This is a genomic window from Enterobacter cloacae complex sp. CARB60 (assembly GCF_036487345.1).
Taxonomy (GTDB): domain Bacteria; phylum Pseudomonadota; class Gammaproteobacteria; order Enterobacterales; family Enterobacteriaceae; genus Enterobacter; species Enterobacter asburiae_D.
Map to the genome: position 1 here is coordinate 3,115,693 of NZ_JAZKLC010000002.1, position 19,341 is coordinate 3,135,033.

At 57.1% G+C, this 19,341-nt stretch carries 14 protein-coding genes; 1 reads left to right on the forward strand and 13 read right to left on the reverse strand.

Features of this window, described 5'->3' with window-relative positions; genetic code table 11:
* Positions 1 to 8 precede the first annotated feature (8 nt).
* The 6 genes from V4835_RS16085 to cmoM all read right to left on the reverse strand — a co-directional run bounded on the left by V4835_RS16085 (position 9) and on the right by cmoM (position 9,978).
* Entirely contained in the window at positions 9 to 560 is a 552-nt protein-coding gene (locus V4835_RS16085; RefSeq protein WP_023335137.1) for a YcbK family protein, read from the reverse strand.
* A gap of 174 nt (positions 561 to 734) precedes the next feature.
* Positions 735 to 2,558, reverse strand: coding sequence for a L,D-transpeptidase (gene ldtD, locus V4835_RS16090; protein ID WP_331412825.1), 1,824 nt, complete (start codon positions 2,556 to 2,558; stop codon positions 735 to 737).
* 178 nt (positions 2,559 to 2,736) lie between these two features.
* A complete protein-coding gene (gene mukB, locus V4835_RS16095; protein ID WP_063144412.1) occupies positions 2,737 to 7,188 on the reverse strand; it encodes a chromosome partition protein MukB in 4,452 nt (1,483 codons plus the stop codon).
* The gene (gene mukE / locus V4835_RS16100; RefSeq protein WP_008499954.1) at positions 7,188 to 7,892 is read right to left on the reverse strand and encodes a chromosome partition protein MukE; all 705 of its coding nucleotides are present in this window, start codon (positions 7,890 to 7,892) and stop codon (positions 7,188 to 7,190) included. Before mukE ends, mukB begins: the two co-directional genes overlap by 1 nt.
* A complete protein-coding gene (gene mukF, locus V4835_RS16105; RefSeq protein WP_331412826.1) occupies positions 7,873 to 9,195 on the reverse strand; it encodes a chromosome partition protein MukF in 1,323 nt (440 codons plus the stop codon). Before mukF ends, mukE begins: the two co-directional genes overlap by 20 nt.
* Before the next feature lie 3 nt (positions 9,196 to 9,198).
* Positions 9,199 to 9,978 (reverse strand): tRNA uridine 5-oxyacetic acid(34) methyltransferase CmoM, encoded by a 780-nt coding sequence (gene cmoM, locus V4835_RS16110; RefSeq protein ID WP_331412827.1) that lies wholly within the window; start codon positions 9,976 to 9,978, stop codon positions 9,199 to 9,201.
* 124 nt (positions 9,979 to 10,102) lie between these two features.
* On the opposite strand from cmoM, the gene elyC reads away from it, so the two are divergent.
* On the forward strand, positions 10,103 to 10,882 hold the full coding sequence (gene elyC, locus V4835_RS16115) for an envelope biogenesis factor ElyC (protein ID WP_032658191.1): 780 nt from the start codon (positions 10,103 to 10,105) through the stop codon (positions 10,880 to 10,882).
* On the opposite strand, the gene V4835_RS16120 is transcribed toward elyC, so the two are convergent.
* The 7 genes from V4835_RS16120 to V4835_RS16150 form a co-directional block, all read right to left on the reverse strand.
* A complete protein-coding gene (locus V4835_RS16120) occupies positions 10,859 to 11,752 on the reverse strand; it encodes a YcbJ family phosphotransferase (protein ID WP_063144414.1) in 894 nt (297 codons plus the stop codon). The two genes, elyC and V4835_RS16120, sit on opposite strands and share 24 nt — an antisense overlap.
* 141 nt (positions 11,753 to 11,893) lie before the next feature.
* Positions 11,894 to 12,640 carry a 3-deoxy-manno-octulosonate cytidylyltransferase gene (kdsB, locus tag V4835_RS16125; RefSeq protein WP_063144415.1) on the reverse strand — a complete coding sequence of 249 codons (747 nt, stop codon included), beginning with the start codon at positions 12,638 to 12,640 and terminating at the stop codon, positions 11,894 to 11,896.
* The gene (gene ycaR / locus V4835_RS16130; RefSeq protein WP_006174474.1) at positions 12,637 to 12,819 is read right to left on the reverse strand and encodes a protein YcaR; all 183 of its coding nucleotides are present in this window, start codon (positions 12,817 to 12,819) and stop codon (positions 12,637 to 12,639) included. Before ycaR ends, kdsB begins: the two co-directional genes overlap by 4 nt.
* Positions 12,820 to 12,864: 45 nt before the next feature.
* On the reverse strand, positions 12,865 to 14,094 hold the full coding sequence (locus V4835_RS16135) for a winged helix-turn-helix domain-containing protein (protein ID WP_331412828.1): 1,230 nt from the start codon (positions 14,092 to 14,094) through the stop codon (positions 12,865 to 12,867).
* A 44-nt stretch (positions 14,095 to 14,138) separates the two neighbouring features.
* Positions 14,139 to 15,116, reverse strand: a complete 978-nt coding sequence (gene lpxK, locus V4835_RS16140) for a tetraacyldisaccharide 4'-kinase (RefSeq protein ID WP_331412829.1) — start codon at positions 15,114 to 15,116, stop codon at positions 14,139 to 14,141.
* Positions 15,113 to 16,864: a lipid A ABC transporter ATP-binding protein/permease MsbA gene (gene msbA / locus V4835_RS16145; protein ID WP_023335128.1), complete on the reverse strand. Its 1,752-nt coding sequence runs from the start codon at positions 16,862 to 16,864 to the stop codon at positions 15,113 to 15,115. The genes lpxK and msbA overlap by 4 nt, the downstream gene beginning before the upstream one ends.
* Positions 16,865 to 16,900: 36 nt before the next feature.
* Positions 16,901 to 19,165, reverse strand: a complete 2,265-nt coding sequence (locus tag V4835_RS16150) for a ComEC family protein (RefSeq protein ID WP_331412830.1) — start codon at positions 19,163 to 19,165, stop codon at positions 16,901 to 16,903.
* Between the last annotated feature and the right edge of the window lie 176 nt (positions 19,166 to 19,341).

A 19,341-nucleotide genomic window follows, 5' to 3' on the forward strand; every position in this document is an offset into this window, starting at 1 on the left:
TTTCGTTATTACCAGTGCCGAACCGGACCGGTATCAATATGCACAAAGTTGCTGCTGGGGTAATATCCTACACCACCTGCGCGCATAGATAACGCGGCTTTGCGAATATTGGCTAACGAAACGCCTTCAATATGGAAATCCATTGCCTGTCCCTTCGTGTGATAGCTTTTTTTCGCTACCCCGCGGCTGTGGGCGCGCAGTTCATTGTTGGTATCAATCGAGCGATAGCCAGAGATGAGCTGAACCGGCTTGCTGGTGCCCAGCAGGCCCTGAAGGCGGAAAATCTGATCAAACAGTCCTGGATCGATGGCTTTTATTTTATTCGCGCGGAAATCACGGAAAAAATGGTTAAGTCTTGCTAATTCATCCTGAATATAGCCTCTGCCATCGAAAAACTCCGCTTTTAGCGACTCACCGGTATGAAGATTGTTGAGCGTTAAAACTCGCGGACGAGGTGTCGAGAGGGTGGCAAATGCTGGCGTCGGCAGGATGGCCGCTGCGCCAAGCGCAACGCCACCTAACGCCAGCAGTTTGCGGCGATTAGCGTCAAATTTGTCCATGATAATCAGGTCTACAGGTAAAAGAAATCGTAATATGCTTAGCGCACGAAGGGCACCATAACTGGCAAAACCAGGTACGTCAAGGCGCCCAACCCCAGTGAATATGCGGCTTGCAGCGATATAGCCCCTTATTCACCATAACTTACGACAATCATTTTTCCCGAACTGCTTCATTTACCTGATTAATTGTTCCGCTTTTGGCAAAATTTGTGCGCCGGATCGCGCGGTGAGATCATAATTGTAAATATCTGTACGATACTGAGTACGCCCGTCTTCGCCCACAAACGCCGTCAGATAGTAAAGATTGACCGGAATATTGTGGCGAATATTAACGTAACGCGTATCCCCCTGTTTCAGGGCATCCGAGATGCGCGTATCGTTCCAGCCCGCATCCTGCAGCAGCATATTGGCCAGCTCCGAGGCTTTGTTCACGCGCACGCAACCAGAACTCAGCGCGCGAGTATCTTTCTGGAACAGGTTGTGGTTCGGCGTATCGTGAAGATAGATGGCTTCTGAACTCGGCATATTGAATTTGTAGCGCCCTAAAGAGTTGTGCGCCCCGGGAGCCTGCTGGAAACGGAACGGCAGATTCGACGCGGTGATCGTCGACCAGTCGACCATATAAGGATCGATAGCCTCTTTACTGTTCCATCCACGCATCACCGTATAGCCATGACGCTCCAGATAACCCGGATCGTTCCAGACCTTCGGCAAAATATCTTTTCGCGCTAGAGTCGGCGGCACGTTCCACGGCGGGTTAACCACCACGTTATTCAGCGCGCTGCTCATCATCGGTGTTTTACGATCCGGACGCCCGACAATCACGCGAGACGCCAGCTTTTCGCTACCATCCTGATAATAGACCAGGGAATACGCCGGGATATTAACCATAATCCCGGTGGAGAGCGTTCCCGGAAGCAAGCGCAAACGCTGGATATTGAGCGCCAGCACCCCTGCCCGCTGCGCAGGCGATACGTTCAGCCAGTCGCGCGTCGTCTGGCCAATGACGCCATCGGCCCCCAGCCCCTGAGCGGCCTGGAATTGCTTAACGGCCGCAACCAGCTCGCGATCGTAAGCCGCGGGTTTGTCGCTCAGGACAACGGCTTTCTTCTCTTTTACGGGAGCTGACGGGCTGACGGCGACGCTTTGTGGATCATCGCCCGGAAGAGCAATCTTTGGCCCGCCGTCAAGAAGACCGGAACGCATCAGGATCTCGCGCAGGGCGGGCACATCGCTGCTCCACTGCCCTGGACGCAGCGTCGCGGTACCGCGCATTTGCGGCCACGAACGCGTGTCCCCCACCAGCGCGAGGAGCGACTGGTGCAGAGTGGCATATTGTGGATGCGCCGGTGCAAGGCTGGCAATAAAACGCGGCAGATCGCCGTTATCCAGCGCTAACTGCCATTGGTTAATCACCGACAGCGCAGGCGTCGCCAGCTTGTACGGCTTATCGCTGTACAGCCAGCGGTTACCGTTGACCGGAATACCCGCCACGAACTGCAGGTAGCCCATCATGGCATCGGAAAGCACCACGTCCCGCGCCTGCCCGGTGACGGCAGGATCGGTTAACAGCTCAACCCACTTTGTAAACTGCGGCTGAAATCCTGCAATCGCAACCTCCGCCAGCTGCTGCTGGAAGGCGCGCACGGCATCGCGGTTTTCCCACATGGGTTTCATATCGCGGGCAGCATAGAGGAGCGTAAGCTGATTGATATAGACAGGCGTGTAGCCTGACGGCAGCTCCGACTGCAGCTGCTGACTGAGCGATTCGGCGTCGATGCATTCCGGCAGCGGTTTAATACCGGCCATGATAGCCGTCGCCGGAGACTGGTCCAGCGGCTGGGACAACGACGTTGGCTGCGCGCCTGTCGTCGCCGAGCTGTCAGTCGGCACAATTTCAGGCTCGTCGGCCTGGGCGGTTAACAGCGGAGCAAACATCACTGCCAGGCATAAACTCAGCGCAGACAGCTGACGACCACATTCTTTCTTAAGCAACATCCCTTGCCCCCTGTTTTCACGACATGCCCATCACGTTGGGGCTTTCTTTCATTATAGGTAGACGGCTAAGCTGTTGCCTTACCTTATGTAAAGAAGTTTAAAGATAACGCAGCCCTAAGCACAAGTTAAGTTTAAAAAAAAAGCGGCGCCAGTGCGCCGCTTCGGGTCAGAAGACGCTTCAGGAAGCGTCCGCCGTAGTTTCCGGCAATGACTCTGGCGGCTGCGGCGCAAAGCCACGCAGCCCCACAACGTGAACGTGTTCGCTGTTCTGGAACACTTTACGCACCAGTTTGTAGGTCGTGCCCTTCTCGGGACTGATGTTCTCCGGCGCCGCGATAATGAGCTGCATGTCGAGACGTTCGCAAAGCTCGAACAGCGTGGCAATTGAGCGGGCATCAAGACGCGCCGCCTCATCCAGGAACAGCAGTCGGCATGGCGAGATGTCTTTGCCGCGCAGGCGACGCGCTTCATCTTCCCAGCTCTGTACGACCATCACCAGAATTGACATCCCGGTACCGATCGCTTCACCGGTAGAGAGCGCCCCGGATTCCGCACGCAGCCAGCCGTCTGAGCCACGGTTTACCTCGACTTCCATTTCCAGGTAGTTACGGTAGTCCAGCAGCTCTTCACCGATGGTTTGCGGCGTACGCTGCCCCATATCAATCTGCGGGTTCAGGCGCTGATACAGCTTCGCCAGGGCCTCGGAGAAGGTCAGACGGTTGCTGTTGAACAGATCCTGATGCTGCTCGTGCTGTTCAGACAGCACTTCCAGCAGCGTCGCGTGGGCTTCACGCACGTTAACGTTGAGGCGCACGCTGTTCACCTGGCCAAACGACACGCTCTGCAGACCCTGGTTCAACTGGCGGATACGGTTCTGCTCGCGCTGAATGGTTTTGCGAATGATGTTCGCCACGCTGCGGGAGCTGATCGCCAGCTTCTGCTCGCGGGAGGTCAGCTCCTCCGTCAGGCGACCCAGCTCGATTTCCATCTGCTCGATGGCTTCAACCGGATCGTCGGTACGGATGATGTCCTGACGAATACGCTCGCGCAGGTGCTGGTAAACCGCCACGAAGAACTGGATTTTACGTTCCGGACGTTTTGGATCTTCCGACATACGCAGCACGTCGCGCAGGTGTTCGTTATCCGCCACCGCCAGACGCAGCGCACCCAACGCCTTATCCGACATGGAACGTAGCTCATCGGCAGAGAGATACGCCAGTTCACGGCGGTGCAGACGACGCTCAACGTTATTGTCTTTCACCATGCGCATCACCGCGCACCAGCCCGCCTTGGCGGTCACGACCTGCTCGCGCATCTCAAAGTAGTCGCGCTCCAGCTTGCGCAGGCGACGGGTCAGGTTATCCATTTCCGCTTCGCAGAAGGTCAGCGCTTTTTCCAGCTGATTACGACGCGCACGGTTATTGCTGAGCTGAGAATGCAGCTCGTCACGACGAATACGCGCGCGCTCTTCTGCTCCGCTGTCGGCACGAACGCCGATGTCCTGAAGCTCTTTGTGCAGATCGTTTAACAGCTCTTTCTTGGTATCGAAGGAGCTTTTCAGCGAGGCCAGCACTTGGTTGTACTGGTTCAGCTGAGCGGAGTGGCTGCGCATTGCTTCGCGGGCGCGAGTACGTTCCGCTTCCGCCTGCTCAAGGCGCTGACGCAGTTTTTCGTTCAGGTCGCTGTTACCGCTCAGCATTTCAGCCGAATCGGAGTAGCCAAAGTGTGCCCGACGCTGCACCACTTCCGTCAGGGCAAACGCCTGCTGACGCGCTTCGCGCTGCACCTGCTGCGACCAGGCATAATCTTCTTTTAGCTGCTCGAACTGTTCCGGGTCGCTCTGCAGTACAGACACGACCGGCTCCAGCTTCGCCAGCTGATTGCCGTGCTGCTGAACGAAACGCGCGGCTTCCTGCGCTTCATCCAGACGCTCCTGGATCTCATCCACACGGTCAGCCAGCGTGTCGTCCGCCAGCAGGTTCAGGCGCGGCAGGATGCGGTTAAGGGCAGCGACGCCCTCTTTCGCCTGTTCAAACTGAACGCGACTCTGCTGGTTATCACTTTCATGGCTGGCAATGGCACGTTCCAGCTCGCCACGACGGGTATTGAGCTTGCGGATTTCGGCTTCCGGATCCGCGTCAAACGCCACGGCGAGATGGCTGCCGATAAAGCGGCTGAACGCCTGGTGCAGACGCTGGGTTTTCTGCACGTCAAACGACAGGGTCGCAAAACGTTCAGACAGCGTCTCACGCTCGGCGTGCAGGCTTTCGATGCGGCTTTCGCGCGCGGCGCGGCCAAACAGCGGCAGCTCAGGGAAGCGGGAATAACGCCACTGACGGTCGGCGATTTTCACCACTACCGCTTTTTCCAGCTCGTCGACGCTGAATACGCTGTCATCGAACGACTGCGGATCCCCTTCGATCAGATAGAGATCTTCCGGGCAATCTTCCAGGCCGGCAAGCTGGTCAGAAATCAGCGACAGATCCGGGACCACAATCGCGTTGCGGGATGGACCGTACAGCGCGGAGAAGTACGGGGCATCGTCAAGGCCAACATCGTCATAAATCTCGGACAGCAGCACGCCGCCAAAACGCTCGGCTAGCGCATTCAGGCGCGGATCTTCTGACCCGCCCGGCTGGCTTAAGCGCTCAATTTCTTCATCGACGTCGCGCTTGCGGGCGCCCACTTCGTCACGCTCAACAATGGCTTCGCGCTCGCGCTCCAGCAGCTGCTGCAGGTATTCGGTCACTTCCTGGCTGGATTCGAACTGCTCGCCGCACTGCTCGCTGAGCTGATTCAGGCTGCTTTGAGCCGCCAGCCAGACCGGCGCTCGTTGCAAGAGCGTCTTCGAACGGGACTGAATCTGCTCCAGCTCCTGACGCAGCGTCATACGCTGTTCGCTGGCGTTTGATACGGTATCGGACAGGGCCGCAATACGCGCTTCCAGCTCCTGATGCAGGGCCTCAAGCTCGTCGAAGTCGTAATTTTTTCCCTGACGCTTGCAGAAATCTGACAGCAGACGCTCGGCTTCCTGCTGCTCGCGCAGGCGCTGCTCCAGCTCGTTCAGACGCATACGCAGCGGCTGAACCTGCTCGGCCAGATGGCGCTGGTTCACGCCGTCGCGCAGCAGTTCACGGGCAACGTCCCAGGCTTCGCTACGCGCCAGCGGGCCGTTAATCGCGACCACCAGCTGATAAGCCTGCTCAAACTGGCTGTGCGCCGTTTGCGCGACGCTCATTTTTTGTTCGAGAGACAGCAGTTTCTCGGTGGCTTCCTGCTCTTTGGCCTGGAAGGTATCCAGCCACTCGTCGGCGCTGTCCGGCGTCAGGTCAGGCAGATGGCACAGCTCTTTCGCACGCTGTAATGCCTGCAATGCCTGGGTGTACTGAATCGCTCGCGTCTGCTGCACGTCAAGTGCCTGCTGGTAATCGGCAAGCTGGTTTTTCAGCTCATCCACTTCCAGCTCGGCCGCTTCGGCGCGGGCTTCGTTCTCTTCCTGCATGTCGGCAGCTTCAGCCACCACTTCATTCTGCTCTTCGAGACGAATTTGCAGCTCATCGAGGTCCGCTTCATAGCGCTCGATTTTTTCCTGCTGACGCAGCGCGGTCTGCACCAGGTTCAGGTGATCGCTGGCGGCCTGGTAATCGGCTTCCAGGTCACCTTCAGCCCCGTTGTGCTCGCCCAGCTCGCGCGCCATTTCGACGTGCTTGTACTGCTCGGCCACCAGCTGCTTACGGGAGGTAAACAGCTCGCGGCGGTATTCTAATGCCTGATCGAGATGCACGCGGCGCTCGTTGGCGTGGCGCATGTAGTCCGCCGCCACGTAGTTGGTGGCTTCGCTGATCAGGTGTTTAAACAGGTCGCGGTCAGACTGGGTAACGCGAATCGCTTCCAGCGTCATGCGGTTTTCACGCAGCGCCGCTTCCATATCCTGGAAGGCCTTACGCACGCCGCTGTTTTCAGGCAGCAGATAGTCGCGCAGGGAGCGGGTAATCGCGCTGGAGATACCGCCGTACAGAGACGCTTCGATCAGGCGGTAGTATTTGCTACGGTCTGATGCCGTGCGCAGACGACGCGCCACCACGCCCAGATCGAACATCAGTGAGTGGTAGTCGGTAATGGAGTTGAACTGCTTGAACTGCACGCCTTCGATGGCTTCGAGCTTGTCCTTCAGCTCCTGCAGCGTCAGCACGCGCGCCTGACGTTCGTTCAGGGTTTCCGTCAGCAGCGACGTCGGCTGCACGGACGTTGGCAGACCCTGGATCGCGAACGGTTTGATATCCACTTTACGGTCGCGACCGGCGACCTGCTGCAGGCGCACGCCCACCACCACACGCTGATGACGGGAGTTAATGACGTCCAGAACCGAATAACAAACGCCGGCCTTCAGCTTACCGTGCAGACCTTTATCGCGGGAGCCGCTTGTTGCCCCCGCTTCGGTGGTGTTACGGAAGTGAAGCAGCGTCAGATCGGGGATCAGCGCCGTAACAAAGGCCGCCATGGTGGTGGATTTACCCGCACCGTTACCGCCGGAGAGCGTCGTGACCAGCTCATCCAGATCGAACGTTCGGGCAAAGAAGCCGTTCCAGTTAATCAGCGTCAGTGAGCGAAATTTACCGCGTTCAATCATTACTCTTCCTCCCCGCTATCCGGCAGATTCTCTTCATGCTCATCATTGAGCTGCAAATGGTTTTCCACCGGCATCGCTTCACCGTCGCGGATCATGCGAAGCTGCGCTTCACGCGCGTCATCGCCCGCACGCACGTCGGCGCCGAAGCGGAAGACAGACTCCGTGATGCGGAATTTGCTGCTGTCGTGGCCCATAAACCAGACCATCCCCAGACGACGCAGACGGTTCAGGGAAGAGCGAACCTTTTCCTGTAATTTCTGACGGTCAAGATCCGATCCCGTGGAGCGGTTGTTCACCAGCTTGAGCAGCTTGCTCTCATCAGCCAGCGTCAACAGCTCGTCGTAAAGTTCCTGCTGGGTGAAAATCCCTTCATTCGCCAGACGTTCCGGGCTGAGGTAGAGGTAGCAAAGAATTTTGCCGACCATCATATCCAGCTCGGAGAGCACGGAACGCGGGATCAGCGTCGTGGAGCGCGGGCGCAGGTAGAAAAAACCTTCCGGCGCGCGAATAAGCTCCACGTTGTAGCGTGCGTAAAACTCTTCCAGGTACTCCTGGAAGTCCATCAAAAAGGCGTGATTATCCAGCTCGTCTAAGCCAATGTGACGACCGGCACGCAGCTGGCTGTCCAGCGCCGGAAATAACGGATTCGCCAGCGCCTGTGCCAGCTTAACCGGCATCACTTGTTCAATATTTGTCAATGACATGCGCCTGTACCTTGGCTCCGTAATCGTTAATTGGCTGCCACTTCGGCGGCAGTCCGGTGAAATCTGCTTGCGCGACGCCCAGACGCACCGCCTGGTCTACCACAATGCGGGCTATGTCGAAGTGGCGCGCGCGTGGATATTGCGCCAGATAGTCGCGCACCACGAGCCCAAGATCCAGCGGCACTTGTCTGGTTTTGTAGACGGCGAGCTGTTCTTCGATCATCGCCGCAAGCTGCTCGCGAATTTCGTTAAATTCTTCGTATTCCAGATCCGGCGGCAGTTCACCGGTCACCTCTTCATCGCGCAGCGCCATCTCTTCGTCGCGCATATCCAGCAGACGATCGGCATTGGCGTAGGTCAGAGCCCACGGCGCATCGAAATAGGTCTGCACTGACTGACGCAGACGCTGAGCAAAGACGCGGTTTTTATCCATATCAATCGCGGTACGGATAAATTTATGCACGTGTCGGTCGTAGCCGATCCACAGGTCGATCGACTGCTGGCCCCAGCTGATAATGCGGTCGAGTTTGCTCTGCAGATCGAATACCAGACGGTCGATAAAATGCAGATCGTCATGCGCCAGCGTCGCGTCCTGGATGCGCAGCAGGTGAGCCTGCAGCTTGTCCCCTGCGGCTTCCAGCGTATCCTGGAGTTCACGCAGCGTGCCGGAGGTTTCTGACAGCAGAAGTTCACAGCTGGAGATGGCCGCTCGCCAGTCTTTATTCAGCAGCTGCGCGATATCGTCTTTCACCTGCTGCTGCTGTTCGTCCATCAGGCGCTGGGTGAGATCGATACTGTCGAAAATCTCGGCCACCGAATATTTCAGCGGCGCGTAGACGTTACGGTGCCAGTGGAATTCGTCACCGTTTTCATCCGCCGCGTCGGCGGCGCGCTTAAGCTCCCCCGCCACGATCGAGAGCTGCATGGAAAGACGCAGCGTGGAAAATTCACGCTGGCGAATATAGTAATCGGTGATGCCGATGCCCAGCGGCGTCAGACGATAGATGGCGTTTCCTTCCGCCTGCTCGCTGGTAAAGCGGTTCAGCAGACGTTGACGCACCATATCGTTGATCGCGTTGTTGGCACGCACGCTAATGGTTTCGCTGGTTTGCTCAAACGCATCACTGACATGGCGGAACGCATCCACCAGTTCACCCTCGCTCATTTCACCGTCCAGCCGTTCGCCGTTCAGCGTGGCAACCGCCAGCAGGAAAGAGAGTCTGTCTACCGGCAGCGAGATGGAGAAATCGTTTTTCCTGGCCCAGGCAACCAGTTCGGGGACTGTCTGGGAAAATTCACTCATAGGTTATCCTTGCATCTGCGGCTTGTGCGCGGTGACGTGAATATAGCGGCCAAGGCTGATAAAAGGCTCCTGACGGCAATACCGCGTTTCTAATTCTGTTAAGGTGTCAAAACAGTCACGCTGTTTGTGTTTTTCACGCAGATAATCATGAAACACCCTGACGCCCGTCTTCCCGACGATCTGCCAGCCAATCGCTTCCAGCCAGCCATAAACCTGCTGTGGATCGCGCGGATAGTCCGGGGAAAGCGTGCGCTTTTTCTTTTTAGGCATCCCGACCTGAACATAGTCGAAGTTTCCTGCAACCATGTTGTGCATCAGGAAGCCGTTAGCATTGTAGAACATCAGCGACAGCGTGCCGCCCGGGCGTAACATCGACCACAGGGTTTGTAACACGCTTTGCGGATCGGCAACCCACTCCAGCACCGCATGAAACAATATCAGATCAACCTGGGTTTCCAAATGCTGTGCGATGTCCTGAGCGGCGCATTGTATAAAATGCATGTTGTCGCTCACACCTTTCTCTTCTGCAGCACGCGTCGCGCGGGCGACCATTTCAGCAGAAAGATCGCAAAGCGTGACGTGATGACCAAGCTCGGCCATTTTTATCGCCGTTTGCCCTTCACCGCCACCGGCGTCCAGCACGCGCAACGTTTGGCCGCCGAAGGTGGCCAGAATGGTGTCCAGATCCTGCCAGAGGATCGTCTGACGGAGCTGTCCTTTGGTGGTGCCATAAATGTTGCGCGAAAACTTTTCCGCGATGTCATCAAAATTGCGATCCCGCATTGGGAGAGTTCCACTCGCTAACTGCAAAACCGCTATTTTGTCACACCCGCGCGGAGAATGAACCTCTCTGGTGTAATATCACGGGTAATCACCTGCTGTATGGTCAAAAAAGGAACCAAAAAGGATGCTTTTTACCCTTAAGAAATACATTGGAGGGATGATGCTTCCCCTTCCGCTGCTGCTCATCATCATCGCGCTGGGGCTGGCGCTGGTGTGGTTCAGTCGCTTTCAGAAGAGTGGCAAAACGCTTATCACGCTCGGCTGGTTTGTCCTGCTGCTGTTGAGCCTGCAGCCGGTCGCGGATGGTCTGTTACGCCCCATCGAAAACAAGTACCCAACATGGCAGGGAAATCAGAAAGTGGCGTATATCGTGGTGCTGGGTGGCGGATATACCTGGGATCCTGACTGGGCACCCAGTTCAAACCTGATCAACAACAGCCTGCCACGGCTAAACGAAGGCATTCGCCTCTGGCTGGCGAATCCGGGATCAAAAATGATCTTCACCGGCGCGGCGGCTAAAACGAACCCGGTGAGTACGGCTGAGGCAGGTGCCAGAGTCGCGGAATCACTCGGCGTGCCGCGCTCCTCAATCATCACCCTGGACAGCCCAAAAGATACCGAAGAAGAGGCAGCCGCTGTGAAGCAGGCGATTGGCGATGTCCCGTTCTTACTGGTGACCTCCGCCTCACACCTGCCGCGCGCGATGATTTTCTTTGAGAAGCAAGGCCTGCACCCGCTTCCCGCACCGGCAAACCAGATGGCCATCGACGCGCCGCTCAACCCGTGGGAACGGGCGATACCGTCCCCGGCATGGCTGATGCATAGCGATCGCGTCGGTTATGAGACGCTCGGACGCCTCTGGCAATGGCTGAAAGGTTCGTCAGGCGAGCCAGGGCAAGAGTGATTTAGTTGCCAGATCGAAGTTTGCGCGATTAAAACGTCCGGTGTTGACCAGCTGCGCGACTTCGTCCCAGAGCAGATAAAGCCAGCGCCGCCAGAGAAACGCTTCTGCAACGGGCGCGCGTTGAAGGTAGTGCCAGAGTAACCCTTCCGCCGCCCCGCTGTCGCTAAGCCTGAACAGCTCGTATTCGCGCGGAGCCCAGAGCATGATCCCCGGCCCCAACATCGCCAGAAGCTGATCGCTGCGGGAGTCTTTGAGCATGCTGCGCAGGGTGAAATTACCGTGGATCAGCACGCAGTTGTCATTAAAACCGTCGAACAGCGCCGGTAAGCACTCGCGGGTGCGAAACAGAATACGCTTATCCTGCATGGTCAAACCGGTATTGTTGAACTGGTTAAGCGTCCCCCACAGGACTTCAACCCGCTGGCGATACCACAATGGCCACAGGTTTTCCTGCGTGCTGTCGACCGGACCGACAAGCCCGCGGCTATCCTGACGGTGCCAGGCCAGCAGCGCCTCGACAATCTGGTCTTTTAGCTGCTCCCAGCGTTCCGGCGTGCGCGCGGGCGCTTCAACGGGCACGCCGCGCAGGCGCTCAATCAGCAGCACGTCCGGGCCGGGGTGTTCCTCATGCGTCATCACGCCGTACACCGTCGGCATACGGACGGTTCCCTCCCGCGCCAGCATCGACATTTTCCATGCAAGCTGCCTGGCAACGCCCGGCGAGGTGAAACTTCTGGCCATCAGCGGCATTGGGTTGCCCTGACTGTCATACAACGACCAAAGCGCGGTATCGGCCTTTTCACTCACGCATTCGATCCGGCTTAATTTCTCACCCAGCAGATGGCTAAGTTCGGCACGCAGCTGTTCCATATGAGATTACCCCCATTAAGACTACTGCTTTTATAATGAGCGTCCTGAAGGAAGATGTCACCCGGAAGAGATCAATTAGGGAAAAGAAAGGGGAATTAGCGGGGAGAGGACATCCCCCCGACCGGAGGGATGCAGGCGGTATTAGCGCAGCTCGGCGCGGACGCGCTCAAGATCTTCCGGCGTATCAACGCCCGTTCCAGGCACTTCGCTGGCAACGGCAACGTGAATTTTTTCGCCATACCAGAGCACGCGAAGCTGCTCCAGCATTTCGATATGCTCCAGCGGACTCGGCGCCCAGGTAACATATCGACGAATAAAACCGGCCCGATAGCCGTAGATCCCAATATGACGCAGGAAGGTATCGCCAATGGTTTCTTTTGACGTCGCGAAACGATCGCGATCCCAGGGGATCGTGGCGCGCGAGAAATAGAGCGCATAGCCTTCGGCATCCATGACCACCTTCACCGCATTCGGATTGAATGCCTCTTCAGCGTGGTGAATGGGCACCGCGAGCGTCGCCATACCAACCTGCCGCTGAGCCAGGTTTTCTGCCACCTGACGGATAATCACCGCCGGGATCATCGGCTCGTCACCCTGCACGTTAACGATGACCGTATCATCACTGAAACCACATTTCTCAACCACTTCCGCCAGACGCTCGGTGCCGGACTGGTGATCGGCGCGGGTCATGCATACCTCACCGCCTGCCGCCTCAACCGCACGGGCGACGTCAGGATGATCGGTAGCAACAATTACGCGATCGGCACCGGATTCACGCGCACGCTCAAGAACATGCACAATCATCGGCTTGCCGTTGATATCCACCAGCGGTTTACCCGGCAGACGCGTCGAGGCATAACGCGCAGGAATAATGACAACAAAACTCATGGTTTGCTCTCTTCTGCCACCAGGGAACGAGCTTCATTTTCCAGCAGTACCGGAATGCCGTCACGCAGCGGGAAAGCCAGGCTGTCCAGCTTGCAGATCAGCTCCTGTTTGTCCTGGCTGTAGTAGAGTTTGCCGTTGCATACCGGGCAGGCAATAATTTCAAGTAAACGGTGATCCATAGTTCCTCCGTATGGGTAATCGCTAAAGCTTAACACATTCCCTTTTCAGGGAGTGCCTGTTTCCCAGCCACTTCGACAGGATGTAAATAGTCCGTCGGGTACCCGACCCAGCGTCACGTCGCGGGCACCCTGCCAGCGCGCGAATTCGCTAATGGCGAACGTTAACCCTTTCTCCAGGCTCGCCGTCACCCTGACGCCCTCTTCCAGATAAAGCGCAATGATTTCAAGCGTGCCGGTCTTGCGGTGCATTTTGGCGTCCATACGCCCGACCAGTTGCCCCTTATGCAGCAGCGGGAGAACAAAGTAACCATACTGGCGCTTTGGGGCCGGGGTATAACATTCCAGCCGGTAGCTAAAATCGAACAGCTGCTCGGCGCGTTTTCTGTCCCAGACGACCGGGTCGAAAGGCGACAACACCACACTGTGGGTTGCCTGAAGTTTCCCCTCCAGGGCCAGAGACAGTAGCGGGAGGAGATCCGCATGCAGCCACATTTCGCCCAGCGTTTCCACCGTGACGGGGATAACGCGCTGTTCGCGTTGCCATACGTCCAGCAGCGGTTTCAGCACGGGCTGGCGAAGGCGATAATAATCTGCCAGCCATTGCGTGCGGAAAATCCCCAGGCTGCGGGCGCTGTTCTCCAGCATGATGGCCTCGGCCGCCTCCTGGGTAAGCAGGTCACGCTCGTCGTCCCAGTGCGGCATCACGCGATGCGTCAGGTCGTAGACGCGCTGAAAATTACGCCGCTCAATCACCATGACTTTGCCAGAGGTAAACAGCCCTTCGAGATGGCGTTTATGCGGCTTCCACTCCCACCAGCCGCTGGTGCCTTTGCGCGGGTGTTCAAAATCGGCGGAGCGTACGGGACCGTTATCCTGAATATGCGCGATTAGCTGCTCAATTTCGGCCGCATGTTCCAGCATCCACGCCTGTCGGTATTTCCAGCCCATCTTTTCCGGGGCAAGCATACGGTGGCGAACCAGGGCAAAATCGCTGCGGGGCAGGAAGCAGGCTTCATGCGCCCAGTACTCCATTAACTCTCCCTTGCTGAGCGCCTCATCCAGCCACTGCGAAGGATAATTTCCCAGGCGGCTAAACAGGACCAGGTAAGGGCTACGGGCCACAATGTTAATGGTGTCGATTTGAAGCAGCGACATGCGCTGGACGGTAGAGAGAATATCGGCAGGCTGGGCGCGGCGGCGCGGCTTTTTAAGTAGCCCCTGCGCGGCAAGGTGTAAATGACGTGCGGCTGAAAGCGAGAGTTGCGGTAAAGACATGCGTTTTCCTGTCAGTCAAAGCGCCACCAGAACCGCGTAAGCCTTTACTGCACCAACGCAATCAGTTCCTGGAGCAAGTGTTCCGGCTGCTCGCCGCTGAGTTCAGCGTCAACCGGCAGATACCACCAGTTATCTTTCGCAAAGGCACGGCATTTCACCGCATCTTTTTCGGTCATGATCAGCGACTGCCCGGGTACGGTCAGGGCGTCTACCTGCCCTTCAACCAGCGCCTGGTGGTCGGCCAGCGGAACGCGTTTTTCCAGCCGGGCACCACACTGTTCCAGCGTCGTGAAGAAGCGCGGCGGATGACCAATCCCCGCCATCGCCACCAGGGAAGGCAGCTCAGCAACCGACCGGCGTTCCCCCGTCACCAGGTTGATCGCCAGACCCGGCTGCAGGTGCATCGGGATTTCACCCGCGCTTGCTTTACCACCGTTAACAACCACCGCATCAACGGACTTAAGACGCGAAGCGCGTTCGCGCATGGGGCCAGCCGGCAGCCACCAGCCGTTACCGAAACGGCGAACGCCGTCGATGACCACAATCTCTTTATCACGCGCCAGGGCGTAATGCTGCAGGCCATCGTCAGTGATAATGATTTGTACCGCGTGTTCGGCAAGCAGTGCCTGAACGGCATCGCTGCGCACCGGGGAGACCGCAACCGGTGCGCCGGTACGCTGGAAAATCAATACCGGTTCATCACCCGCTTCGGCGGTCGTGGTTTCCGCCGTCAGCAGCAGCGGATAACGCGCCGCTTTACCACCATATCCGCGCGATACCACCCCCGGGCGGATACCGCGTTTTTGCAATTGCTCCACCAGCCAGATCACCACCGGCGTTTTACCGTTGCCGCCTGCCGTAAGATTACCGACAACCACAACCGGAACCGGCGCGCGCCAGGCACGCTTCAGCCCCAGACGGTAAAGCAGACGGATAGAGCCGCTCACCAGGCCGTATAGCCAGGAGAGCGGCAAAAGCAGCAGCCACAGCGGAGATTCACCGGACCAGATACGTGCAATCATTGTTGGCCAAACTGCATCTTATGAAGCTGAGCGTAAACGCCGCGGTGTTCCAGCAAATCAGCATGGCTCCCGCGTTCAACAATGACGCCATCCTCAACCACGACGATTTCGTCAGCCTGCTCGATGGTCGACAGTCGGTGCGCAATCACCAGCGAGGTACGGTTCTTTTGCAGCTCATCCAGCGCGGACTGGATAGCGCGTTCAGATTCGGTATCCAGCGCAGAGGTCGCTTCGTCGAGAATCAGAATCGGGCTGTCGCGCAGCAGCGCACGCGCAATGGCGATACGCTGTCGCTGACCACCGGAGAGCAGTACCCCGTTCTCACCGATTATCGTATCCAGACCGTTATCCATCTTGTTGATAAAGTCCATTGCGTAGGCCATACGCGCGGCGTTCTCAATCTGTTCGCGGCTGTACTCATCAGTGCGTGCGTAAGCGATGTTGTTGGCGACCGTATCGTTAAACAGATGCACGTTCTGAGAGACCAGCGCAACCTGGTTACGCAGCGACTGCAGGGTATACTCCCGCAGGTCATGACCGTCTAAGAGGATCTCACCTTCGTTAATGTCGTAGAAACGGGTCATCAGGCTGGCAATAGTCGATTTACCCGAACCAGAACGGCCCACCAGCGCAACGGTTTTACCCGCCGGAATAGACAGGTTGATATTACGCAGGGCAGGCACTTCGCGGCCTGGATAGGTAAAGGTCACGTTGCGGAATTCAACGTCTCCGTTTGCACGCTCGATCACGCGCTTACCTTCATCTTTTTCCTGTTCGGAATCCAGAATGCTGAACAGCGTCTGACAGGCAGCCATCCCGCGCTGGAACTGGGCGTTGACGTTCGTCAGTGATTTCAGCGGGCGCATCAGTGCAATCATAGAGGAGAAGACCACGGTAATGGTACCCGCCGTCAGCGTCTCCATGACGCTCGGGAAGCTTGCCGCATACAGGACGAATGCCAGTGCAAGGGAGGCAATCAGCTGAATAATCGGGTCAGAGATGGAAGAGGCCGAGACCATTTTCATCCCCTGAAGACGCATTTTGTTGCTGACTTTATCAAAGCGTTTGGTTTCGACGTCCTGACCGCCAAAAATCAGTACTTCTTTATGCCCTTTCAGCATCTGTTCCGCGCTGGTCGTCACCTGTCCCATCGTGTTCTGCATATTCTTACTGATATTGCGGAAGCGCTTTGAGACGACGCGGATAGCAATAGAAACTATCGGCGCCAGAACGATAAGGATGATCGACAGCTGCCAGCTGTAGTAGAACATCATCGCGAACAGGCCGATAATTGACGCACCCTCACGCACAACGGTGATCAGCGCGCTTGAGGACGAGGAGGCAACCTGCTCGGAGTCGTAGGTAATACGGGACAGCAGCGTCCCGGTAGACTGCTTGTCAAAGAACGAGACCGGCATGCCCATCATGTGGCTGAACAGGCGACGGCGCATGGTCATCACCACTTTCCCTGATACCCAGGAAATACAGTAGCTGGAGATATAGCTGGTGATGCCGCGTAAGATCATCAGTCCGATAACCACCAGAGGCATCCATAGCAACACTGAGCGATCCGTTTTACCAAAACCGTCGTCCAGTAACGGTTTGAGAAGCGATAGCATAAAAGTATCGCTGGCTGCGTTGAGGATTAACGCTACTCCCGCCACGATCAGGCCTGTTTTAAAGGGCGCAATCATCGGCCAGAGTCGGCGGAAGGTTTGCCACGTGGAGAGATCTTTGTCGTTATGCATTCAAAAAACCAGCATTCGTTGAAATAGCCGCATATTCTACCCGTTATCGACGGGCGCGCCAAACCACTGATGATACCAAACGGGTAAAAATTGCTCTCGCAAGCGCCGGATTTGCCAGTGATGTTGCGAGAATGTCACCGATATTTGTCCAGAATGGGGAGTATCGTGCCAGATATACCCCTCTTTTCGATAACGTCGGACAACTTTTGCCGACGGGAATCGCCATGCGTTATACCGGGCCGCTGAGTCCAGGGCGATCTGACCTTCCACCCGCTGTACCAGCGGCAATGAAGACGACGTATTGCTGCCATGATGGGGCACCTGTATGAGCGTGGACGTCAGATAACGCCAGTAATGGCTAAGCATAGCCTGTTCCGCTTGCGCTTCAATATCCCCTGTTAGCAGAACACTCTGCTCGCCGTCGTCCACCTTTACCACGCAGGAACGGTTGTTACCCTGAGCCGGATAATTTTCAGGGGGCCAGTGGACGGTGAAGGTGAGTCCCTGCCAGCGCCATCTCTGCCCGCGAAAACAGGGACGATGTCCCGCCTGCTGCAATGGGCTTCTTACCCATAGGTCAGGCCACGCTTTTTTCAACGATGCGAGGCCTCCCGCATGGTCGAGGTGTTCATGACTGAGTATCACCCCTTCAGGCCTCAGGTGATGCCAGCGAAGCCACGGAATAATCAACCGCTGAGCGCTATCCCCGCCCGGCCAGGCGAGCCCGGTATCATAGAGAATGGCTTTTCCCTGACGTTCAATAACCATCGCCAGCCCCTGCCCTACATCCAGCATATGCAGCGTCCAGCTCTCGCTTTTTGCCGTTCGCCAGATAGGAAATGTGAGTAAGACACTCCCTGCCAGGCAAACGGCAGGAAGTGTTTTCCAGGCACGAAAGCGCCAGCCGATGATGATAAGCCAGGGCAGTAACGTCATGTACTGCCAGCGTTGATCGACACTCTGCCAGCCGTCAGGCAGGCGCATGAGGAGCCAGAACAGCCCTGCAAGTGACCTATCGGCTGCGAACCAGACGACGCTTTCCAGTGCTGCCAGCGGTAGGAGGTGAAGCAGCATGCCGAGCAGGATCAGCGGCACGGAGACAAACGTCACCAGGGGAACGGCAAAGAGATTCGCGACCAGGGAGGAGATGCTGAAGCCATGGAAAATCAGGATCTGTAACGGCATGAGCAGCATCAGCATGCCGACCTGCAGAGAGATCAGGTTTAGTAGCGGTCGTATACGTCGAGTCCGCGGCCAGTCAGGAAGAGGCAGCCACTGAAACCAGAAAATCAGCGCGGCGACGGCAAATGCGGACAGGGCGAGACTCTGCGAAAGTACGGCTAAGGGATCGCTTATCAGGATCGCCGCGATACAGCACACCCATACCTGCCAGGGAGACCACTGACGGGCAGCGATCCGCAACAGTGCAAGCACAGCAAGCGCGATGACCGTTCGAAGCGCAGGAGGTTGCAGACCGGTAAGCCAGGCGTAGAAAGCGGCAAAGCATAACCCGGCCAGGAGAGGCATTTGCCAGTGGACCCGGTGGCTGGGTAATAAAAACTGGAGTCCACGTGCAAGTAACCAGACGAGGGATGCCGCCAGCGCGATATGCAGACCCGAAATCGCCATCAAATGCAGCGTCCCGGTTTCACGCATCAGGTTTTGTATTTCCCGGGGCACATCCAGACGTTCACCCATTCCCAGTCCGAGGATAACCGCCCCCCAGCGGTAAGCAGAGAGTCGGTTTTGCAGTGATGCCAGATATTGCGCTCGCAGACTGCAGCGTCCATCGACGAGTTCAGCACGGGTGAAGCGCCCGCTCAGCGTTTGATGTCGGGCAAAAGCGCTGCGCTGAGAATCATATCCGCCGTCGTTCAGTTCACCGTGGGCAGGCCTGAGTCTGAGCGTCATGCTCCAGCGCTGACCGGCACAAGCTTGCTGTGGCAGATAATTGCCATACAGCGTTACGCCGGTGGAGGCCCACCAGCGCTTGCCACCAGCGCTGAGAATGTTTCCCTGATGCAGCGTTGCGCCATCTGTGGCGGTGATCTCTACCTCGGCCTGCACTGCCCCCGTGGTTAAATGCTGCATAGGCCAGACGCTCTCCTGCGCGGCAAGCATACCCCATACACAAAATAACAACGCGATCCCGACATACTTCAGTCTTACGTTTCGCGTTGCGGCCAGCGCTATCCCGCCAACAATCATTAGCCACACGGTATGACGTGACGGCAGCTCGGGTAACCAGAGTAACGGGGCTATTGCCAGAATGACGCAGACGCTTAGAGCGGGAATTCCCATTGCTACCTCCCTGTTTCAGGAGGGCAGTATGTAAGCGGGCAGAGCAAGTTGTCAGGTGGGAAGAGTGTGTTTTACGGCACGCGCTGTGCTGTTTTTATCGGTTTGCAGATAATGAAACGAAAAATGCGTGGCGCCTTCAGAAGGAAAGCGACAGAGACAAAAAAAGCACCCGCAGG